Source organism: Methanosarcina baikalica, from assembly GCF_031461075.1.
GTDB lineage: Archaea > Halobacteriota > Methanosarcinia > Methanosarcinales > Methanosarcinaceae > Methanosarcina > Methanosarcina baikalica.
On sequence record NZ_JAVKPK010000064.1, the window covers coordinates 1 to 20000 of the forward strand.

General features: G+C 41.3%; 18 protein-coding genes. 14 read left to right on the forward strand and 4 right to left on the reverse strand.

The genetic code is table 11. The features are described from left to right. Nucleotides 1-160: 160 nt before the first annotated feature. From RG963_RS13205 to RG963_RS13215, 3 genes are all read left to right on the forward strand, one after another. Nucleotides 161-1009: a molybdopterin synthase gene (locus tag RG963_RS13205; protein ID WP_310576747.1), complete on the forward strand. Its 849-nt coding sequence runs from the start codon at nucleotides 161-163 to the stop codon at nucleotides 1007-1009. A 68-nt stretch (nucleotides 1010-1077) separates the two neighbouring features. Continuing rightward, complete coding sequence (locus tag RG963_RS13210; RefSeq protein WP_310576748.1) at nucleotides 1078-1752, forward strand: molybdenum cofactor guanylyltransferase; 675 nt, start codon at nucleotides 1078-1080, stop codon at nucleotides 1750-1752. Between the two features lie 269 nt (nucleotides 1753-2021). Continuing rightward, the gene (locus RG963_RS13215; RefSeq protein WP_310576749.1) at nucleotides 2022-4385 is read left to right on the forward strand and encodes a COR domain-containing protein; all 2364 of its coding nucleotides are present in this window, start codon (nucleotides 2022-2024) and stop codon (nucleotides 4383-4385) included. Between the two features lie 226 nt (nucleotides 4386-4611). Here RG963_RS13215 and RG963_RS13220 read toward each other — a convergent pair whose 3' ends face one another. Beyond that, nucleotides 4612-5121 carry a hypothetical protein gene (locus tag RG963_RS13220; protein WP_310576750.1) on the reverse strand — a complete coding sequence of 170 codons (510 nt, stop codon included), beginning with the start codon at nucleotides 5119-5121 and terminating at the stop codon, nucleotides 4612-4614. Nucleotides 5122-5490: 369 nt separating this feature from the next. Between RG963_RS13220 and RG963_RS13225 the strand changes: the two genes are divergently transcribed. Further along, a complete protein-coding gene (locus tag RG963_RS13225; RefSeq protein WP_310576751.1) occupies nucleotides 5491-6396 on the forward strand; it encodes a DUF7847 domain-containing protein in 906 nt (301 codons plus the stop codon). 25 nt (nucleotides 6397-6421) lie between these two features. On the opposite strand, the gene RG963_RS13230 is transcribed toward RG963_RS13225, so the two are convergent. Beyond that, nucleotides 6422-7330 (reverse strand): TIGR00269 family protein, encoded by a 909-nt coding sequence (locus RG963_RS13230; protein WP_310576752.1) that lies wholly within the window; start codon nucleotides 7328-7330, stop codon nucleotides 6422-6424. Nucleotides 7331-7647: 317 nt separating this feature from the next. Between RG963_RS13230 and RG963_RS13235 the strand changes: the two genes are divergently transcribed. From RG963_RS13235 to RG963_RS13260, 6 genes are all read left to right on the forward strand, one after another. Further along, on the forward strand, nucleotides 7648-8022 hold the full coding sequence (locus RG963_RS13235) for a pirin family protein (RefSeq protein WP_310576753.1): 375 nt from the start codon (nucleotides 7648-7650) through the stop codon (nucleotides 8020-8022). Between the two features lie 48 nt (nucleotides 8023-8070). After that, nucleotides 8071-8229 (forward strand): hypothetical protein, encoded by a 159-nt coding sequence (locus RG963_RS13240; protein ID WP_310576755.1) that lies wholly within the window; start codon nucleotides 8071-8073, stop codon nucleotides 8227-8229. A 1164-nt stretch (nucleotides 8230-9393) separates the two neighbouring features. Beyond that, nucleotides 9394-10794, forward strand: coding sequence for a tripartite tricarboxylate transporter permease (locus RG963_RS13245; RefSeq protein WP_310576756.1), 1401 nt, complete (start codon nucleotides 9394-9396; stop codon nucleotides 10792-10794). Nucleotides 10795-11551: 757 nt separating this feature from the next. Next, nucleotides 11552-12055, forward strand: coding sequence for a PASTA domain-containing protein (locus RG963_RS13250; RefSeq protein WP_310576757.1), 504 nt, complete (start codon nucleotides 11552-11554; stop codon nucleotides 12053-12055). A 132-nt stretch (nucleotides 12056-12187) separates the two neighbouring features. Continuing rightward, nucleotides 12188-13291 (forward strand): tetratricopeptide repeat protein, encoded by a 1104-nt coding sequence (locus RG963_RS13255; RefSeq protein WP_310576758.1) that lies wholly within the window; start codon nucleotides 12188-12190, stop codon nucleotides 13289-13291. 147 nt (nucleotides 13292-13438) lie between these two features. After that, nucleotides 13439-14104, forward strand: coding sequence for a tetratricopeptide repeat protein (locus tag RG963_RS13260; protein ID WP_310576759.1), 666 nt, complete (start codon nucleotides 13439-13441; stop codon nucleotides 14102-14104). Nucleotides 14105-14326: 222 nt separating this feature from the next. Here the strand turns inward: RG963_RS13260 and RG963_RS13265 are convergent, their stop codons facing one another. Next, complete coding sequence (locus RG963_RS13265) at nucleotides 14327-15115, reverse strand: ATP-binding protein (RefSeq protein ID WP_310576765.1); 789 nt, start codon at nucleotides 15113-15115, stop codon at nucleotides 14327-14329. Nucleotides 15116-15248: 133 nt separating this feature from the next. Here RG963_RS13265 and RG963_RS13270 point away from each other — a divergent pair, with 133 nt between their 5' ends. Then, complete coding sequence (locus RG963_RS13270) at nucleotides 15249-15383, forward strand: hypothetical protein (protein WP_310576760.1); 135 nt, start codon at nucleotides 15249-15251, stop codon at nucleotides 15381-15383. Between the two features lie 494 nt (nucleotides 15384-15877). On the opposite strand, the gene ilvD is transcribed toward RG963_RS13270, so the two are convergent. Then, the gene (gene ilvD, locus RG963_RS13275; RefSeq protein WP_310576761.1) at nucleotides 15878-17539 is read right to left on the reverse strand and encodes a dihydroxy-acid dehydratase; all 1662 of its coding nucleotides are present in this window, start codon (nucleotides 17537-17539) and stop codon (nucleotides 15878-15880) included. 240 nt (nucleotides 17540-17779) lie between these two features. Here ilvD and RG963_RS13280 point away from each other — a divergent pair, with 240 nt between their 5' ends. From RG963_RS13280 to RG963_RS13290, 3 genes are all read left to right on the forward strand, one after another. Further along, entirely contained in the window at nucleotides 17780-18061 is a 282-nt protein-coding gene (locus RG963_RS13280; protein ID WP_310576762.1) for a helix-turn-helix domain-containing protein, read from the forward strand. 1107 nt (nucleotides 18062-19168) lie between these two features. Next, nucleotides 19169-19324, forward strand: coding sequence for a hypothetical protein (locus RG963_RS13285; RefSeq protein WP_310576763.1), 156 nt, complete (start codon nucleotides 19169-19171; stop codon nucleotides 19322-19324). Between the two features lie 32 nt (nucleotides 19325-19356). Beyond that, nucleotides 19357-19842, forward strand: coding sequence for a hypothetical protein (locus RG963_RS13290; RefSeq protein WP_310576764.1), 486 nt, complete (start codon nucleotides 19357-19359; stop codon nucleotides 19840-19842). Nucleotides 19843-20000 lie beyond the last annotated feature (158 nt).

The following is a 20000-nucleotide window of genomic DNA, read 5'->3' on the forward strand; positions in this document are numbered from 1 at the left end:
GATTATTATGTCTGATAATGATTTCTGATTATTATGTCTGATTATTATTTTTGAGTGTAATAGAATTAATTTGCATGGAAAATCAAACGCCCAGGAAAATTAAAAAGATAAATAAAAGGTGCCGGCTCTTACTTATACCGGAAAGTCCATATCGCTTTTAATGAAAGTCATTTCAGTTGTCGGGTATAAAAAATCGGGTAAGACGGTTCTTGTTTCAGCCCTTGTCCGTAACCTTTCCAGATTCGGGGCAGTAGGTACTGTAAAACATATGGAAGAACAGCGCCTCAACTCCGAAGAAACGGACACAGGCAAACATTTTGATGCAGGTGCTGACACGGTAATAGGAATAACAGGTACAGAGCTTGTCAGCTTCTCCAGGGACTCTGACCTTGAGCATGCTCTTGATTTGCTTTGCGACCAGGGGCTTGATTTTGCTGTGGTAGAAGGGTTTAAAGAAAGCAATCTTCCTAAAATTGTGCTTGGAGACCTTGAAGGAATCTCCAATGTTTTCTTCAGGATGCCGGAAAATGTCGATATGCACGAAGAACTAACAGCCTCCCTTGTAGGGATGGCCCTCGCGCAGCCTGACCGCTATACCCTGGAAGCCCTTGTAAAGAAGGTCAGAAAAAATCACAAGATCCAAAAAGCAGGCGCAATCGGTACTTTTACAGGTATTGTCCGCGAAATGGCTGACAATGAGATAACAGCCAGGCTCGAATTTGAGAAATACGAACCTGAAGCCTCAAAAGCTCTGGACAGGATCAGGGAAGAAATCAAGCGAAAAGAAGGAATCCTTGAAGTCCTGATTCACCACAAAACAGGTGTCATCGAAGCCGGAGAAGACATAGTGTACATCGTTATCGCAGCCGCCCACAGGACTGAACTTTTCCCGGCCCTCAGCGAAGCTATAGAGCGGATAAAGGCCGAAGCTCCGATCTGGAAGAAGGAATTTACGGAAAAAGAAGAATTCTGGGTCCATGACAAAGAAAAAGACAGGAAGCAGGCTTGAAAGTGAAAAAGAAGAGTAAATAAAAATTTGCGGGCAAACAGGACTTAAAAACCCCCCGGATGGATCTAATGGCTGAAAAAACAGAACCTGAAAAACGGCAAATAAAATTCAGAAGTGCTGTCGTCCTGGCAGGAGGCAGAGGCAGACGGATGGGCATGGTCGAAAAAGCCCTTCTCGAATTTGAAGGAAAAACAATCATCGAGCGTCTGCTGGAAAGCCTTTTCAAAGTTGTGGACGAAGTCATTCTCTCGGTCCGGGATAAAAACCAGGAAAAAAAGTTCAAACCCATGCTTGAAAAATTCCCTGCCCGCGAAATCCGTTTCTGTTTTGACACTTTAGAAGATGCCGGCCCCCTTGATGGAATCCGGGCGGGGCTGCTTGAATCCAAATCCGAATATTCTTTTATCTGCGCAGGCGATATGCCTTTCGTAAACTTCAGGGTTGTAGACCTGCTGTTTAAGAAAGCTGGTGGGAATGACGCTGCTCTTCCGAGATGGGAGGATCGAAAATTCGAGCCTCTTCATGCAGTTTATTCAAAAAAATTGGTCCCTGAAATCGAAAAAGCCTTTGAGAAAGGAAGGTGTTCGGTACTTACGCCTGTTTTCGAAATGCAGGACGTTATTTTTGTTGATATTTCGGAGATCCGGGAAATTGATCCTGAGCTTAGAACTTTTGCGAACATCAATACAGTTGAGGATATGGAAAATATGATCGGATCTGCTGTGAAAAAAGAGAAAGGGTAGTAAAATTCTAGTTAACGTTGTTGATCTGCTTTTTTAATTTATGAAATAGCTTGATTCGCATCTTACACCGTTTATTTCCCGCGCTTTGCGCGGCTTTTCCGTAATTTATGTTACAAAATAGAAAATTATTTAGCTGACAACCCTCTCTACTTTTTAGTTTTAATTATTTTTTTATGTAGAGGCTATCTCTGGATAGCAGCTGCAATATAAATTGAATTTTTCATTGGTGGTAATGGTAAACTTGTGATACAGTGAAGTAGGGGTTATAGATGGAATCAAACAAGATTAAGGATCTGATTAGAAGGACTCGACGAAATAAAGTAACTGCATTACGCCTGTCCTACAAAAATCTCGCTTCTTTGCCGCCTGAAATCTCAGAGTTGAAAAATCTTAGGACGCTTGACATATCTTACAATCGACTTACTTCGCTGTCACCTGAAATCACAGAGTTGAAAAATCTTAAGAACCTTGACATATTTGATAATCGACTGACTTCGCTTCCGCCGGAAATCTCAGAGTTGAAAAATCTTACGAAAATTAACATATCTCGTAATCAATTGACTTCGCTTCCGCCGGAAATCTCAGAATTGAAAAACCTTAAGGAACTTGACATATTTGATAATCGATTGACCTCGCTTCTGCCGGAAATCTCTGAGTTGAAAAATCTTACGAAAGTTAATATATATAATAATCGACTAACTTCGCTGCCGCCGGAAATCTCAGAGTTGAAAAATCTTACGAAAATTAACATATCTCGTAATCAATTGACTTCGCTTCCGCCGGAAATATTAGAATTAGGTCTGGGTATTAAGTGGAAGTATCAATTCCTAGAAGAAGGAATATTTTTAGAAGGAAACCCTCTTGAAAATCCTCCAGTAGAGATTGTAAAACAGGGCAGAGAAGCAGTTCTCAACTATTTCAAGTCTTTAGAAAATGAAAAACAGCCATTAAATGAAGTAAAAGTTTTGCTAGTTGGGGAAGGAGGTGCAGGCAAAACTTCACTTGTGAAGCGGATTTTCGGGGAAGATGTTGATGGAAATGAGCCGCAGACACAGGGTATCAATATCAGGAAATGGGTAGTGGAAAACGGAGATCGAGAAATCAAGGCTAATTTCTGGGACTTTGGCGGGCAGGAGATCATGCACGCCACACACCAGTTCTTTTTGTCCAAAAGGAGTCTTTATATACTGGTTTTAGATGGAAGGAAGGATGAAAAGCCCGAATACTGGCTTAAACTTATAGAAAATTTCGGTGGAGATTCCCCGGTTCTGGTTGTAATTAATAAGATCGATGAAAACCCTGCATTTGAGCTGGAAAGGAAGTTCCTTCTTGAGAAGTATCCTTTTATCAGAGGTTTTTATAGGCTGTCCTGCATATCGAATGAGGGGATTGAAAAATTTTCGAAAACTCTGAAAGAGGAATTGAAGGCGGTTAAGCATCTTGAAATCAAGTGGCCCAAAAGCTGGTTAAATGTAAAAAGCAAACTTGAAAAAATGCGTCCAAATTGTACGCCGGATTTTGAGGATGAAAGTGCTTGCGATCACCGCAATTTCATTCAATATAATGACTATAAAATGATGTGCAGTGAAGAGGGAATAAGTGACGAATCCGAAAAGAATACTCTTGTTGACTTTCTCCATGATCTGGGTGTGATACTGCATTTCAGAGACATACCCCTCTTAAATACGCATGTTCTCGAGCCTGAATGGGTAACCAATGCAGTGTACAGGGCAGTTAACTCAAAAGAGGTTGCTGAATCCAGAGGTGTCCTGAAGCTCGATATGTTCCCTGAAATTTTAAAACTGAACAGTAAGAATGATTTCTATTATCCCGTCGAACAATATGGATTTATTCTCAGTTTAATGAAAAAATTCGAACTTTCCTATGACCTTGATGACCGTACTGTGCTTCTCCCTTCCCTTCTGGAAATTCAGCGTCCTGATTTCGAGTTTGATTATAATGGAGCTCTTAAGTTTATCATCGATTATGATTTCCTGCCACCTTCCGTGATGCCTCGTTTTATCGTTAAGATAAACAGGGATATAAAAGACAATCTGCGCTGGCGTACCGGTGTGGTTCTGGAAGACAGGAGCTTTAATTCTTCTGCCGTAGTCAGAGTTGACAACGAAGCTCGGAGGATAAACATCTACGTAGATGGTGAACAGAAAAAGGATTACTTTGCCGTTATCCTTCATAAATTCAGGGAAATAAACAATAGTTTTGAAAAGTTAAAAGCTACAGAAAAAATACCGCTGCCTGATAGACCGGATGTAACTGTTAGCTATAAGCATCTGATAAAGCTAGAAATGAAAGGGATTGAAATGTACATGCCCGATGGCTCAGATTATGAGTACAGGGTAAGTGATCTTCTTGGAACAGTCATCAATAGACGCAGTGAAAGATTATTGCTGGAGGAAATATTTAAGAATACTGAAATTAGTAAAAACAGAGAGAAGGAGATTCTAGATATACTTCTAAATCTACAGGAAATTGATACTGGATCTGATGATGAAGATACCTTGATAGAAAAAATAAGTAGTGTTGTTTCAGTGAATTTACCCATACCTGGTGTTGGGTTGGATCTTGGTAAAATTGTCAAATTATATCTTAGATGGAAAAAGCGGCAGTCTTGAAAATACGGTAATTCGAACGGCTTTCACATAAAAAAGTCAGATTAATTGCAAAACTGAAATGTTCAGGTTTTTACTTTTTTGTCTATGAATTTTTATTAGAAGGCCGGTCGCCTCTGACGACCGGTGAGAGTCCGGGGTATAAGACTTCGATTCTTTTCAGTGATTCTGGCGGACTGGAGTAAAAATGGATCTTATTTTTTCATACTGATATTTTTATTTAATTTCTTTACTGGTGGGCATCCTCTATCTTAAACTTTACATTGCGCTTTTGAAGTTCTTTTATAATCTCTTCCATAAATACGCCAGGTCCGGGGGCATGGCTGTGGTGGAATTCTTTTACCTTGCCTGGCTCTCCGCCAATGCTGGTTATTTTCACACCGCAGGAGGGACTTTTAGGGACGCCGATGATCTTTATTTTTATGCCGGTTGCTGCAAGGTCTTCGAGCAGGTCTGCAAGGGGCGTGAAAATTTCCCGGCAGAAACGCCTGTAGGCAGGATGGTCAAGCTGATCTTTAGTTATTTCCCGGCGCCTCATTCCGAAAAATATGGCTTCCGGACAGGGGAGCTGGATCACGTTCGCGCTTTTTGTATCAATCGGTAGAGCCGGTCTTACTCCTTTTACCCTTGCAAGAGGGTTAAGCAGGCAGTGCCCTACTACAACTACCTCATTCTTATTACCCTCTGCTGCGGGTTTTTCGGAAACCTGAGAACATTCGCAATTTTCCAGCTTTTTCATATCATCACCTGTGTTTGCCTAATAACCGTATTGCCTGTACTCATCTGCTAACTGCCTGTTATTCGCCTTTAATTTGCATTTAATTTGCATTTAATTTGCATTTAATTTGCCTTTCATTCGCTTTCTATATGTCCACTATTCGCCTTTTATACGCCTACTGTTCGCCTTCCGTTCAACTCTGGTGTTAACCTGGTATTCACCTGTATATTTCTTAGTAAGAAAATAAGAGATTATATATTTATCTTCTGCATATGTATTCAAAAATGGCATCTGTAAGCCTGCATATAAGCTATACTTTTGCGATCTGTTAGGATACGGTTGCAGAAGAAGCACAGGAGCACTGCCTTTATATTTGGAAGGTCACAGCACATGCATGAAGAATTTGGAACAATACTTAACAGGGGATTCAACAGCTGGGTTAGAAATCTAAACATCTGTATTCCGTTTATCCTTAATTTTTTAATTAATCTGATTCTTTATTTCTTTTTCTTTGGCTTGATGGGCCTTTTGCTCTTTACCTCGAACACAGGAAGTATTATCGATCCTGCTACCCTTTCCCAGACGGAGATTTATACAATGGTGGCGAAGGGGCTTTCTGAAAACATTGCACTGTCCGTATTTCTGGTTCTCATATTTTCTCTGTTTGGGATGTTCGTGCAGTCCTTTTTCACAGCAGGGGCAATAGGGATGGCAAAGAAAGCCTCCGAGACAGGAGATACCGTCCTCTCTGACATGCTCATTTCGGGTTCGAAAAACATATTCAGGCTTTTCCCGACAACCCTGTTGATTTCCCTGCTCTTGCTTGTAGGAATCATATTTATGGTGCCCGGAGCCTTTGCAGTAGGAGACCTGAGTACACTGGTCGAAAATCCGGACGTTTCGGGACAGGGCGTGGGCGCGCTTGTTATGGGAGCCTTTCTCTGGTCAGTTTACATAATAGTGATGAATCTCGTGCTTTCCCTTACATCATATGCCCTTGTGATTGATGAACTTGGACCTCTTGAAGCTTTAAGTGCGAGTTTTGGATTTTTCAGGAATAATAAACTGGATGTTTTCTTTATCTGGGTAATCTCTATCGGGCTGGCTATAATTAACAGTCTTGCCGGTGAATTTATAGGTTCAGAAAACATTCTGGTCGCAGCGGTTACATCTCTGGTCCCGTTTGCTGTTCTGCAGCCTCTGACTGCTGTACTGTGGACACGGCTCTACCTGAGCAGGAAAGGGAATAAACTCTATAGCCCTTCGGATCTGCTTTCCTATCCGGATAGATTCTGAAGAAGTTCCTGCTTGTATTTTACTCTTAAGCCCTGCCGAGCAATTTGCAGGCCTGGCATATCTCTTCAGTGCAGGTCTCTCCGCAGACCCTGCATTTTTCGATTTTTGTGGGAGGCAGTTCCTTTGCGAGGACTCCTACAATCTTATCAAAACCCCTTAGCAGGGAATATTTCGTTCCCGGATGCCTTGTTTCAAAATTGTTCAGAAGCTCCCTTACCTCTCCTCTCAGGGCTTCTCCTGCATACGGGCATTCGCTAAAATCAACTGGTAGGGAGTTTGTGAGGGCGTAGAGAGCCACTTCTTTTTCAGGAATATTCCTCAGGGGTTTTGCCCGCAATACCAGGCCTTCAATAGCTGCAGGCGGGGCAAGCCTGACCATGCGTTCCATATCCCCTCTGAAGTGGTTAAGGAGAATTGTCTGGGCTTCATCATCCAGGTTATGGCCTGTGATCAGTTTTGTTGCCCCTATTTCAAGCGCGGCCCTGTTAAGGATATATTTCCTGAGAACGCCACAGTAGCTGCATGTACCTTTTTCTCGGTCCATTGCTGCCAGTTCATCCATAGTTACCCCATGTACTTCTTTGAAGGATTTTATAATATGCCTTACCCCGAGCATCTCTGTAAGATTTTTTGCAAATTCGAGGGAATGAGGGCGGTACCCATGTATTCCTTCATCCACTGAAATTGCCACGATTTCAATATCTGGCCTGTTTCCAAAAATTTTGTGCATCATATACAGGGCAACCGAGCTGTCCTTACCTCCGCTCAGGGCAACAGCTATTACATCATTTTTCCGGATGCTGTACTCTTTCCGGATTGTCAGTTTGATTTTCCTCTCAACGTCCTCCACAAAATGTTTCTTGCATAGGTGCATCCCGGAATATTTCTGAAAAATTATAGCTTCATGATTGCATTTTTTGCATTTGATTGTCATTTAAATCCTTTTTCCGCCAATTACCTGGAAATGATCTGAAAAACTGAAACCTGATAAACCGACATATTCTTAAATTATTTTTGAATAAGGTATTTTGAATAAAGTATTTTGAATAAGGTATTTTGAATAAAGTATTTTGAATAAGGTATTTTGAATAAAGTATTTTGAATAAGATCTTTTTGATTACTATTTCTCGCTCTAATGAGTTGTGTTGTGCCAGAATTCTTTTAGGAAAGGAACCGCTCGTATATATGGTTTCTTACGTACTTGTATGGGAAAAAAGCTTACAGTTTTTCTGTTTATTCTTTTAAAGCTCTATGAACATTATTCAGAATCTCTGTTTCCAGGGATATTATCCTCTTCAGCCAATTAAACCGGTTTATTATTCAAATATCTCTGTAATATTGGGGCTGCAGCGAGGAGGTTTTACACTAAGAATTATTCCGGCAGAGACAAGATACTATTCGGATATTGGCTGGATTAAAGGCTATTTGCTCTTCTCTTTTTCTAATTACTACGACCCGACAAATATCCAGTTCCGGGACCTGCGAACTTTTAACGAATTTATCCTTAAGCCAGGCAAGGAATTTTCGTTTCATCCGCATTTCGAAATGGAAATAGTAACGATAATGTTTGAAGGTGAGGTTACCCATGAAGATAATATGGGAAACAGGGAAGTTCTGGAGAAGTAAGCCTCGAAAGAGAGCACTTTCTTCATATTTATTCGGAGGAAGATCGACTTGTGTTCATACATTTCTGCCGGAGAACTCTTTGTCAATGGTCAAAGGCTCAGACAGGGAGACCAAGCTCGTCTTTATCTGGAAAGGACACTTCACGTGGAAATCGCTTCCGCTTCTCCTGCAGAATTAATCGCGAACCTGCAAACAGTGGAAGTATAATAAAGCAAAGGAAAAGGGGCAATTAAATGAGCTATGAACAACCTGAGAGAAGGAATGACAAAAAAGAGGAACAGCCTGAGAGAGGGAGTGAATGGGATATAATAAACCCTAAAAAGAGAAAATGATAGAACTAAAGGTAAACGCAGTCTGAATAAAGGTAAACGTCACCGCAGACGGATGAAAACGCTGCTAAATATTGAATGCAAGATTTGATTAGAAGAGAATTGAAGTGAGAGGTAAAAACAGTTTCTAGAGAGGGATTTGCCTCTCACTTCTTTTTGCTTCTGATATTTTGGTAACCGAGAGGGAGGAATGGCGAACCTCATTTTCCCGGTTTCCTTTCTGAAACCTCTCCCGAAACAAAGACTTAGAGGAATGGCAAAAAACCTCAATAGCCTTCTTATTCAGGTGGGGCTCCAGACTTTATTGAGGGCAGGGTTGAGGAATGGCGAACCTCATTTACCTTGCTCCGTTTTTTAGCTAAATGCTACTCATGAACCCCATTCAATATTAGCATTTAGAACTACATGATATAGAATATCGGTCACATATAAAACATCAATGGAAATGATTTTTCATTTCCTTTGATGTAATAAAGAGCACCAAAAATTTTAAGCGGCTTATCGTCTCGATAAACTAAAATTGTCCCCGGACAAAGTTCAAATCACTTTTTTCCTGTCCTTAAACAGCCAGTTTTTCCCAAAAATGTCCTGATATAACGGTAAACTATTTATATTATGAGACCAGCGCGATTTAGCCTAAATTATCTCACTCTGTTCAAATTAACTTAACTTACCTTTCTCTGTTCTTTTACAATATAATATTTTATTGACAATATTTATGTCTCTATGACATATTACTTTTTCTTTCCCTTACATCTTATTCTTTCTTACATTTGGTCCTTCTTTTTCTTCATTACTTTTTTACGTTAATCTTTAATTTTTTTACATTCGTCTCTCATTTTTTATTTTCATATTTCTCTTTATGTACTTTCTTTTTGTCCCTTGATTATCCCCTTCTTTCCTTTTCGTCTCTGCTTTTTATCCCAGAATGGAAACAAATCTGTTCCCCCACCAAAATTCAAAAAATCTATAAATAGTAATAATTGTAATTATTGGGTATGTTGATCTAAGATTTTGGATCAAGTTTTGGGCGGTTGGCTGAGTGGAAGATGTCTCTTTACTTTTACTTCTTTTTTCAGTTTTTGGAGGTTACCTGCTTGGCATAATCTCAGGGCTTCTGCCCGGTATACACAACAATAATTTTGCGCTTGCCCTTGTAGCCTTTGCACCTGTACTGGCTGAAAAAGGGCTTTCACCTTTTTACATAGCCGTGATCATTCTCTCAAACGCTGTCGCTCAGACTTTCCATGATATTATTCCCTCAGTGTTTTTAGGGGCGCCGGATGGGGATACTGCGCTTACGGTTTTACCAGGACACAGGCTTCTGCTTGACGGGGCCGGAGCTGAGGCAGTCCGCCTTTCAGCACTAGGAAGCGCAGGCTCGGTAGTTGCTTCGCTGGTATTTGTGCTGCCGTTTTCTCTATTCTTCAAGACTGTTTATCCTTATCTTGAGGAGCATATGGCATTGATTCTTATTTTAATCGTTTTTCTGATGCTTGCAAGTGAAAAAGGTGAAAAAGATGAAGATTCGAAAGAGAAAAGCTCACTTGCAAAGTATAAGTACAAAGCTTTTGCCCTAGTTTTGTTTTTGATCACAGGCGTGCTTGGGCTTTTCGCTTTTGCGAGGGAATCTCTTATGGTTCCGGTTGTTAATTTTGGGGAGCCGTCCGTACTCCTGCCTCTACTGAGCGGGCTTTTCGGAGCATCCCAGCTAATTACAAGTCTCCTCACAAGCTCGAAGATCCCCGAGGAATCCGTTTCCGCACTCAAGCTTTCTCGAAAAAGAATTCTCAGGGGAATCCTTACAGGCAGCGCAGCAGGCTCGCTTGTGGCATGGTTGCCAGGCCTCTCCTCAGCAATTGCGGCACTCCTTACAGGGCTTGTTGCAAAAATCGATTTTGACAGGATTTACCTTAAGAAAAAAAACTCCGAACCTGAGCTAGGAATGTTAAGAACCTCTCTCTATTCTGACCCGTATGCCAGTAACCCTTCAACACTTGAGAGCTCGAAGGAATTCTTAATTTCGAATTCCGGGGTAAACACCTCTAACGCGATTTTCGGGCTGGTAGCCTTTGTGGTGATCGGAAGGACCCGAAGCGGGGCAATGGTTGCCGTAGAAGATATTCTGGGAACGAATACGCTTGATTTACCTATACTGCTGCTTTTTTTTGCCGCTATGGTATTAACTGCCCTGTTTTCCTACTTTTCCACAGTTTGGATAGGAAACAACGCCCATCTCCTTCTAAAGAAAGTTGATTACAGCAAACTCTGTGCAGGTGTCCTTATCGGGCTTGCAGTAATGGTTTTCCTCTTCACAGGGCTATTCGGGTTTTTCATTTTTGTAATTTCGACTCCCATAGGCATGCTAGCATCTTTCATGAATGTCAGGAAATCCCATGCAATGGGGGTTATCTTGCTGCCTGTGATACTGTATTTTTTGTAACAAAGACTATGCTTGCCAGCAAATTCGGCTTTAAGCACAGAAACCTTTTACAGGGCTTTTCTGGAGATTTCAAGGGTTTTAAATTGCTTGAGAGTTTCGTAGTAGAACTCCCCGCTTGCAAGTTTCGGAGGCCTGCGTCGAGGCCCATGCGCACTTTTGGAATCAGGACTACTGCTCTGCTACAGGGGAGGTCTCCAGTTTAAGTAGCTCGATTATTTCCTTGCTATGTTCGTTGATTTTTATATTTGCTCGGAATTGACTGCTTTCGTTCAAATAACCCCTTGTATAGCTTAATTTCTACATAGTATGTCTCCGATAGCTTAAATAAGACTTTGAAGTAATAATTAATTTTCATTTTGAATTCAAACAATCTTTTTACTTTTATTTCCTACTTTTATTTCCTACTTTTATTTCCTACTTTTATTTCCTACTTTTATTTCTTACTTTTATTTCTTACTTTACTGCATAATTTTAGGTTCTTCAATCCATTTTCGGTTCTTCAATCCAATTGCGTGTAAAAATATAAAACTTAAAATGTATTGGGTTGGAATTGTACAGAGATGGAAAAGAGCCGGACATAAAGTAAAATATAAAAAGTAAAAGTAAAGTCAGCCGATGAAAGCAAAAGAGTAAAGTAAAACAGTAGATAAAGGCAAAGAAATAAAATAAAAATGTAGGATGAAGACAGGTTTGAATCAAAACTAAAGACCGAGTCAGAATTGAATGAATCTATTTATACAGAAGGGGTTGCAGGAGTATGAAAGCACAACTTGAACAGCGTTTAACTGAGCTCAGGGCAGAATACGAGTCAGGACAGAAAATCGCGAAAGATCTCGAATTAAAGCTTACAGAACTTGAAGACCGAAAAAAAAACCTGACTGAAACCCTCCTCAGGATTAGCGGGGCAATCGACTTACTTGAAGAAGTACTGGAAGTAAACGAGGGCGTGCAGAAGTCAGAAACTATAACAGGTCCCGGAAATGCCACAGGAAATGTAGAGGTTCCGAATGTCATAAGGCAGCCCCTTAAGAAAGCTATGAAAACTCTGGAAGAAGCAGGGCTTACGGCAGGGGAAGTCATTGAGCAAAGAGGTGTTCTTCCTATAGGGGTTATGATTGGAGAAGTGCTTAGGCAGGAGCCGAAGTCAGGGACAAAATCACTAGCCGGATCGGCCGTAAAGCTTGTAGTTGCGGCAAAAGGTAAGTTTTTGCCTCCAGTTGATAGAAATTCAGTGTGCGGCTCTTTTTCCGACCGTAACTGAACAGAGGGCAAAGGAGGGCTTTAAACGGAGGCTTATTCCAGAATAAACGATTTCCTGAGCGAACTCAGGGAACACTGCAGGGCAGCGATTTCAGCCTTTACCGCACTTGAGTGTTCGGAGAGCCCGGTATCCTTGAGGCTCTGTCTGCTAAAATTTCTTAATGAATGTGAGGGCGTTTCAAAAGTTCTATGGAACAGCAATGACAAAAAACTCAGGAAGCACCTTAAATCCGTGCTTTCAATCCCAGGCGATTCCCCCTTTTCTCCTGCGGCTTTTTCCGGACTGGGAGCAGTAGTTAGAGTAATAGAAAAAACCGGGGGAATAGAGAAAATCCTGAAAGATAAAGGAAAGGAAAATAAACCGGAAGAAAATCCCGACCACAGGGAATCGGCAGCCTTCGTCTATGATACGGGAACAAAATTACTTACGTTTAATGAGAAAAACTACGAAATTCTGCCCATTTTCCTGGCTGCAAGGGAACTATATGCTTCCCTCTCGCTCTTCAAAGAACTTCAGGGCTGTACTGAAATGCTTGAAAGGGATTCTGAGGACGCCACCGCCCTTTTCCAGAAAGCCGTGCTCATGTATAAGGTCAGGCGGTTTGAAACTGCCCTGCAGCTTACTGCGCAGGTGCTGGAAATTATTCCTGAAGATTACAGGGTCTGGTACAACAGGGGTGTGATCTTCTCGGAAATGGGGCGGCTTGAGGAAGCGATTGCGGCTTATGACAGAGCAATTGAGCTTGAACCGGCTTTTAATATTACCTGGGACAACAAAGGAGTTGCCCTTTACAGGCTCGGCCGGTTTGAAGAGGCGCTTGAAACCTACGAAAACATCCTTCTGAAATCTCCCAAATATGCTGAGGCCTGGGCAGGAAAAGGCTCGGTCCTTTCAGCCCTTGGCAGGAAAGAGGAAGCCCTTGAGGCTTACAGTTCGGCCCTTAAAATCAGGCCTGATTACCTTGAAGCCCTGACGTGTACCGGAAGCCTCCTTTCCAGGCTCGGCAGGCTTGAGGAAGCTCTGACTGTATATGATAGAGCTCTTAAGCTTGCGCAAACAGAGCAAGGGCTCTGGGCGGGCAGGGGATTTGTCCTGTTAGAACTGAATGAATACGAAGAAGCACTGAAAAGCTGCAACAGAGCCCTCGAATTAAAACCAGGTTTTGATCCTGCGCTCGAATTAAAGGTAAGAATCCTTTCGGAGATCAGCCGGCAAAAGGTAAGGACTTCTCAGTAATCTTTCTTTCCCTGTACATCCCCTGCCCTTTATTTCAAGGCTCTTGTAATCTTTTTTATAGTCGGTGAAATTCGAATCAGAAAAAGTATATCTCATTGAAAACAAAAATTCAGAATACCAGTTTTTATCTCTGTTTACATGCATAAAATGGAAAAAAGATCCGATGGAAAAAGGTTGTGTGGCAAAAATCCGAAAGGGTCCGGAATAAACTTTCACCGGAAAAGCGAGGATTCCGAAATGATAGAAGAAGATAAAACTGCAAAAATGGACCGTGAAAAGCGAAAAGAGCTTGAACCGGCAGGAAAAACCGGAGAACCAGAGAATCCAGGGAAACTCCTTATAAAGGCTAGTGAGACTGATAATTACGAAGACAAGCTCGGGTTTTATGATGAAGCTTTAGCTCTGGATCCTCTGTATGTCGATGCATGGATTAAGAAAGGTTTTGCACTGGACAGGATGGGAAGATCAAAAGAGGCTCTTGCCTGCTATGACAGGGCTCTTGAAATCGATCCTGAAAACCTGGGAGTCAGATCGCTCAAGGGTTTTGCTTTCAATAACTTAAAGGAATTTGAAAAGTCGGTAGAGTGTTATGACGAAATCCTGAAGTTTAATCCAGATGATGTATTTTCATGGTATCGGAAAGGTTCAGCCCTGGAAAACCTGGGAAATTACGGGAAAGCCATGGAGTGTTATGACAAAGCTCTTGAGATCGATCCGGCAGATGTTCTTATAAATGAGAAAAAAATGAAGCTCCTGGAACTTATTTATAAAAAAGGAACTTTAGAGAACTCTCCTGAAAGCGGCTTTAACTGAGCTTCAGATGTCTGAAAAAAATATTTGATCAGGAACGAGATACCGGGTAAGATCAAAAGAGAATTACAGGATATTGTCAAAAGTAACTGCAGATATCGTCAGGAAAGAACTGCAGGGTATTATTAAAAACAATTGCATATAACATCTAAAAACAATTGCATATAAGTCTAAAAACAATTGTAGATAAAGTAAAAAAAATAATTATAGGACCGATTTCGGCCTTTACTTTTTGCTCTTTTCATCCTCTTTCCGGATATCTTCAACGAGTTCCAGAAGTTTTTCTTTGATTTTTACAATAGCATCCACAGCTTCGCCGCCTACCTCAATCGGAGCCCTTTTTTCCAGGTCTGCCTTCATCAGCTGCGGGTCAAAAGGAATTTCTCCAAGAACCTGAATGCCCAGTTCTTCAAGCCTTCCATTGACTTTTCCGGAACCACCTTTATTAATTACTGCAGCAAGGTGTTTTATCCCTATTTCGGAAGAAAGCTTTTTTATTCTCTCAGCCGTTTCAAGCGATCTTGCCCCTGGCTCTACTACAACAATCATAAGATCCATTCCTCTGGTAGTTCCTCTTCCGAGGTGCTCGATTCCTGCTTCCATATCCAGGATCACCGCACTTTTTTCCTTAAGCATGAGGTGCCTGAGAAGAGCCCTGAGGAAAGCCGAGGCAGGACACATGCACCCGCTTCCTCCGCGGTCCACAGTGCCCATGACGAGCATTCTTACTCCATCAGGCCCGATGACTCCGTATTTGCTAGCAATATCATCAACCTTCGGGTTGTAGATAAAAGCCCCGCCTTCTGTACCCGCCCTTTCCTGAATCAGGTCTTTGAAATCTGTCAGGGGCTTTGGGGGGGTTTCCACCCCAAGTGAAGATGCCAGGTTCATATCCGGGTCTGCATCTATTGCCAGGACCTCGTATCCGTCCCTTGCAAGCAGTCTGGCCAGAGTGCCTGAGAGAGTTGTCTTTCCAACGCCGCCTTTTCCGGTAATTGCTATTTTTATGAGGATTCCCCCTGAACATTGATTCAGATTAACTGCAGTGATTTCCTAAGCACGGATATAACCATCAAACTGTTTATACTTATTCATTTGTCCCTGGCCTCCTTGAGCGACCTGCTAAAGCGAGAAATAAATACTAAAAATGATAGAAGTGGCAGAAGGCGATCAGGATAAAACAATTATTGCGGTATTAGCCGAGAACGGGTGTCGAATTGGTGAGCTGCAAAAATATAGAGTCAAAGAGCGAATAGCTGATTTTGTTAGAGTGAATAGCTGATTTTGTTAGACTCACATTTCCGGGCGGCAAAACAACCCATTTACAACTTTAACAGAATAAGTTTCAACATAAGAATCCAGAATCAATAAGTAAAAGCCAATTGGAATTCTCTTCCAAATGAAGTTTTGTAGTTTGAACCGGTAATATTGGCTGTAAAATTCGCTATGGATTAAGAACAGTTATTTTTTCTTCCACTTGCTTTCCATAGAAATTCGACTTCCGTACTATCCATTCTTCGTGATATTCTGAGCTGAAGGATGGTCCAAATATTCAATACTCAGCTTCAAATATTGAAAAGAGGCTTCTAAAAAGTTTGCTGGGGTTTTTACATGTTTATCTTTTCTAGCCTTTGGTGAAGATTCGAACATATCCTGGAGAACGATTCTAAATAGAAATGCTAAATAAATGATGACATAAGAACAAAATTAGAAAAGGTAGGGAGGGATAAAACCCTCCATAAATAAAAATCTTTTAAAATATAACTGTCAGGCAGCTCAGTCCACTATCCCGCCTGTATTTGCCGAATGGACGGAACGCTGGTACTTGGCAAGATAACCTGTAACTTCCTTTTTCGGAGGTACGAAGACCGCTTTCCTGTGCTTAAGCTCTTCTTCTGAAACCTTCAGATTCAGAACCCTTTCAGGAATATTGATCTCTATCATATCTCCAGCTTTTACGAGAGCAATTGGCCCTCCTTCAATGGCTTCAGGGGAGACATGCCCGATGCAAGGTCCACGGGTGCCTCCGGAAAAGCGCCCATCGGTTATCAGAGCCACAGACTCCAGCAGACCCATGCCTCCAAGTGCAGCTGTAGCTGCAAGCATTTCCCGCATACCTGGGCCGCCTTTAGGACCTTCGTAACGGATAACAAGGATATCTCCGGGCTTCACATCGCCTGCAAGAATGCCCTTCATAGCGTCTTCTTCACAGTCATAAACCCTTGCAGGGCCTGTATGAACATGCATCCTTGGATCAACTGCAGCCTGTTTTACAACCGAACCATCAGGAGCAAGACTGCCTTTCAGGACTGCAATTCCTCCCTGGGCATGAATTGGATTTTCAAGAGTTGCAATAATCTCTTTATTGAGCTTCGGATTAACAATATCCAGTTCTTTCAGGTTTTCCCCAATAGTCTTGCCGTTAACAGTAAGTTGTTCCAGATGGAGTTTAGGGGAAAGTCTCTGCATAATTGCCTGAACTCCACCTGCCCTGTCAAAATGCAGCATGAAATTCGGGCCGCCTGGACGCAGAGAGATCAGATGAGGGGTTGTTCTACTCAATTCGTCAAAGGCTTCAAGAGGAAGTTTTAGCCCGAATTCATGGGCAAGGGCAGGAAGATGGAGAGTAGTGTTCGTGCTCCCTCCAATGGCCATGTCCACCATTATAGCATTCTCAAAAGACTTGAAAGTGACAATCTTTCTGGGAGTCAGGTTCTCTCTGACCATCTCCACAATGCGCTCTCCGGATTCCTTGGCAATACGGGTCTTTTTTGCATCCACTGCATGGGCAGTTGCACAGCCCGGAAGGCTCAGCCCGAGAGCTTCGGTCATGCAGGCCATTGTGTTTGCGGTAAACATTCCTGCACAGGACCCGGCTCCTGAACATGAAAGATTTTCGAGTCTTTTAAGATCGTTGTCTGAGATTTTGCCTGCCCTGTGAGCACCCACCCCTTCAGAGACTGAAATAAAATCTTTGTAATTATCATCAACATATCCAGGGAGCATCGGCCCTCCGGTTACAACGATTGAAGGAATATCAAGCCTGCCTGCTGCCATAAGGTGTCCTGGCACAATCTTGTCACATGTAGGAATAAGGACCATGCCGTCAAACTGATGGGCTTTAACCATCAGTTCAATTGTGTCCTCGATAACTTCTCTGCTGGGGAGGGAATATTTCATACCTTCGTGCCCCATTGCGATTCCATCGCAAACCCCTATAGTATGGAATTCAAAAGGAACTCCCCCGGCATTCCTGATCCCGGCTTTTACAGCCTCCGCAAGTTTATTCAAGTGCATATGACCAGGAATTATATCATTCCAGGAATTGACGACTGCGATGAACGGTTTCTTCATTTCCGAATCTGTGACCCCGGTCGCTTTCAAGAGTGAGCGGTTGGGAGCTCGTTCTGGCCCCTCTTTGATGATATCGCTTCTCATGTTAAATCTCCATAGAATTTCGCGATGGAAGTTAAAAGTTATAATGTATATATGATTTATGCACTTGAGACTAAGTTATAGAGATTAGATACGTTCTCGATAGAGTAGAGCATCCAAATCTTCAGAGCATTTTGTACAGATCTCTCATTTATTAAATTCGAAGATAGGTTTATTAACCACAGATAGTTATTGGAACTGAAAAATCACTTATAAATAATAGCCACCTCTGAGATGATATCAATGGATTCAATGGAAAAAATATTTGGAAAAACCGCACAGATGACAGTCCTTAAGAACCTGATAGAAAACCAGGACGAACCAACCTACCTATCAGGAATAGCTGAAGAAACTGGATTGTCTCACTCCAGCGTATCGAGGGTTATCACCCCTCTTATTTTATCAGGAGTTGTCCGAGAAAAACCATTAGGAAAGCAAATCCGAACTTTCCAGCTCAACACGGAAATTGAAGCGACAAATGTGATAATAGATTTTTACAACAAAATCAATCAAATAATAGATTAAGTCTATAAAAATAGATTAAGTCTATAAGAAGCTAAGAAGCATGGGAAATTGAAATTTCCCAACTTATTTTTTAAAGATTTGCTTGTATTCGGGATAGAAGTTAAAGCCTGACCAAGAGGGAGCAGTAGACTTCTTGACCATAATAAGTTTAATCCATCTACTATAAACAAAGCAACACGTGAGTTACACAACTCTGTATTTGCTGTGAAGCCCGTAGTGTCGAGTCAACAGCAAAATGTCGTATAAAATCGATTGCAATTATTTAGAATCATTAAATCTTTGAGTATTGACGCGACACTAAGCAATCTCACTAGTTACTTTTATCTACCCGCCTTTGGCTAAGATCCTGCGCAGCGGCTACCAATTTTTAGGATACTACATATTGGACAGTTAAAAGTTTAATCTTATTGATTTCTAAGTTCAACCACGTAAGTCCTGTATCCTATGTTTTCCTCCAAACTGTTGGATTCCATAAAAAGTAAATGGTAATGTTTATGAATAAAAACGGATACAGAAAAGAAGGATTAAAACGGATACAGACAAGAAGGATTGATTTAATCATTTTTTATGGTGTTTAATAATGTCTAAAAAAAATTGTATACCGAAATCCCGTAAAGAACACGATCAAATGAAACGCGATAAAATGAATAATCAAGAATCAGTATCGGATAATGAAAGTATAATTGAAAAATGCACGAAACTTATCAGAAGAAACAACTCGAAAAGTTAAGCATCCTAATAATATCAAATATCTAACAGAAATAAGTTCAACTCAATTTTCGATGCTACCTTTTTCTGAATAATGCTAATAGAAAAGTACATAATGCAAAATGAGTGTAAGTAATCCAAGCCCATTCTTTTCCAAGTCCACTCTTTTTCCACACTTCTTTTTTTCTCGACATCGGATTTTTCAAGCCCGAAATAACTTTACTCGTCGAGAATGTAAGTTTTACCCTTAAACTCTCTATAGGTTTTATGCATAGTGTCACCAAGACTACAATTGGCCGGAAAGGGATATAGAAAGGTATTAATTGGAGAAGTATGAGTAATAATATGTGGGTTATATAATTATAGTAAACCCCTTGATAAAACCATGAGGTAATAATAATGTGTAGTGTTGGAGACGCGTTTGATATCGATATGGATGGAAAATTACCGGTTAAAGATTATTCATGCAAGGATTGTGGAACTAAATTCAAAGGTATTGGCAAGAATGTGAAGTGTCCTTCCTGCCAGTCTAAAAATGTAGCAGAATCCAAATAATCAACTGGATTTTATAGATACTTATTTTTAACATGAAAAAATCGACCTCTTCTAAAGACATTTCACTGAAGGAGAGTGAAATGCTTCTCCTGCGCGGCACGGCAGGAACGGTGGCTATTGTGAAAGTAGGTCCGCATGGACAGTTTTTTCTGGAAACTGAAAAAGAAGAGATTGTACTCGGACTGGAACCCCATGACCTAATTGTTGCTTCTGCACTTTCGGTAGATGAGAAAACTGAGAAGGGACTTAAATGCGTTCTCTTCATGATTCGGGAAATCAGGTCACCATTAATAGTTCTTCCAAAGAACCATCCTGCATCACCAAGGCTTCCAATCGTAGTGTCGGTTGGTAAAAAGACTGTTCTAAGCTGCAATATCACACCTGGTACGCACCCGAATCAAGACGTGCTATGCGGTTCAAATGAGTTTGATAGTGTGGAGGTAACAGGAACACCGGAGGGCGTACAAATTCAAAATATGCCACAGTGTGAGGTATTAAGGGTTAACTTTGATATCTGACCAACACATCTCATGCGCCCGAAAATTGCTGCTATTGCCCGTGTCCAGTGAATGCCGTAGAAGTTACGGCGAGGATAATAGAAATTTGCCTATTTTCTGAAAAATATCTGTGACCTTCAGATTTTATCAGTTAATTTTATCAGTTAATTTTATCAGTT

Bases quoted from the DNA above. Each gene is read 5' to 3' on its own strand.
- RG963_RS13205 (WP_310576747.1), top strand. From the start codon at position 161: ATGAAAGTCATTTCAGTTGTCGGGTATAAAAAATCGGGTAAGACGGTT.
- RG963_RS13210 (WP_310576748.1), top strand. From the start codon at position 1,078: ATGGCTGAAAAAACAGAACCTGAAAAACGGCAAATAAAATTCAGAAGT.
- RG963_RS13215 (WP_310576749.1), top strand. From the start codon at position 2,022: ATGGAATCAAACAAGATTAAGGATCTGATTAGAAGGACTCGACGAAAT.
- RG963_RS13220 (WP_310576750.1), bottom strand. From the start codon at position 5,121: ATGAAAAAGCTGGAAAATTGCGAATGTTCTCAGGTTTCCGAAAAACCC.
- RG963_RS13225 (WP_310576751.1), top strand. From the start codon at position 5,491: ATGCATGAAGAATTTGGAACAATACTTAACAGGGGATTCAACAGCTGG.
- RG963_RS13230 (WP_310576752.1), bottom strand. From the start codon at position 7,330: ATGACAATCAAATGCAAAAAATGCAATCATGAAGCTATAATTTTTCAG.
- RG963_RS13235 (WP_310576753.1), top strand. From the start codon at position 7,648: ATGAACATTATTCAGAATCTCTGTTTCCAGGGATATTATCCTCTTCAG.
- RG963_RS13250 (WP_310576757.1), top strand. From the start codon at position 11,552: ATGAAAGCACAACTTGAACAGCGTTTAACTGAGCTCAGGGCAGAATAC.
- RG963_RS13260 (WP_310576759.1), top strand. From the start codon at position 13,439: ATGGAAAAAAGATCCGATGGAAAAAGGTTGTGTGGCAAAAATCCGAAA.
- RG963_RS13270 (WP_310576760.1), top strand. From the start codon at position 15,249: ATGATAGAAGTGGCAGAAGGCGATCAGGATAAAACAATTATTGCGGTA.
- ilvD (WP_310576761.1), bottom strand. From the start codon at position 17,539: ATGAGAAGCGATATCATCAAAGAGGGGCCAGAACGAGCTCCCAACCGC.
- RG963_RS13280 (WP_310576762.1), top strand. From the start codon at position 17,780: ATGGATTCAATGGAAAAAATATTTGGAAAAACCGCACAGATGACAGTC.
- RG963_RS13285 (WP_310576763.1), top strand. From the start codon at position 19,169: ATGTGTAGTGTTGGAGACGCGTTTGATATCGATATGGATGGAAAATTA.
- RG963_RS13290 (WP_310576764.1), top strand. From the start codon at position 19,357: ATGAAAAAATCGACCTCTTCTAAAGACATTTCACTGAAGGAGAGTGAA.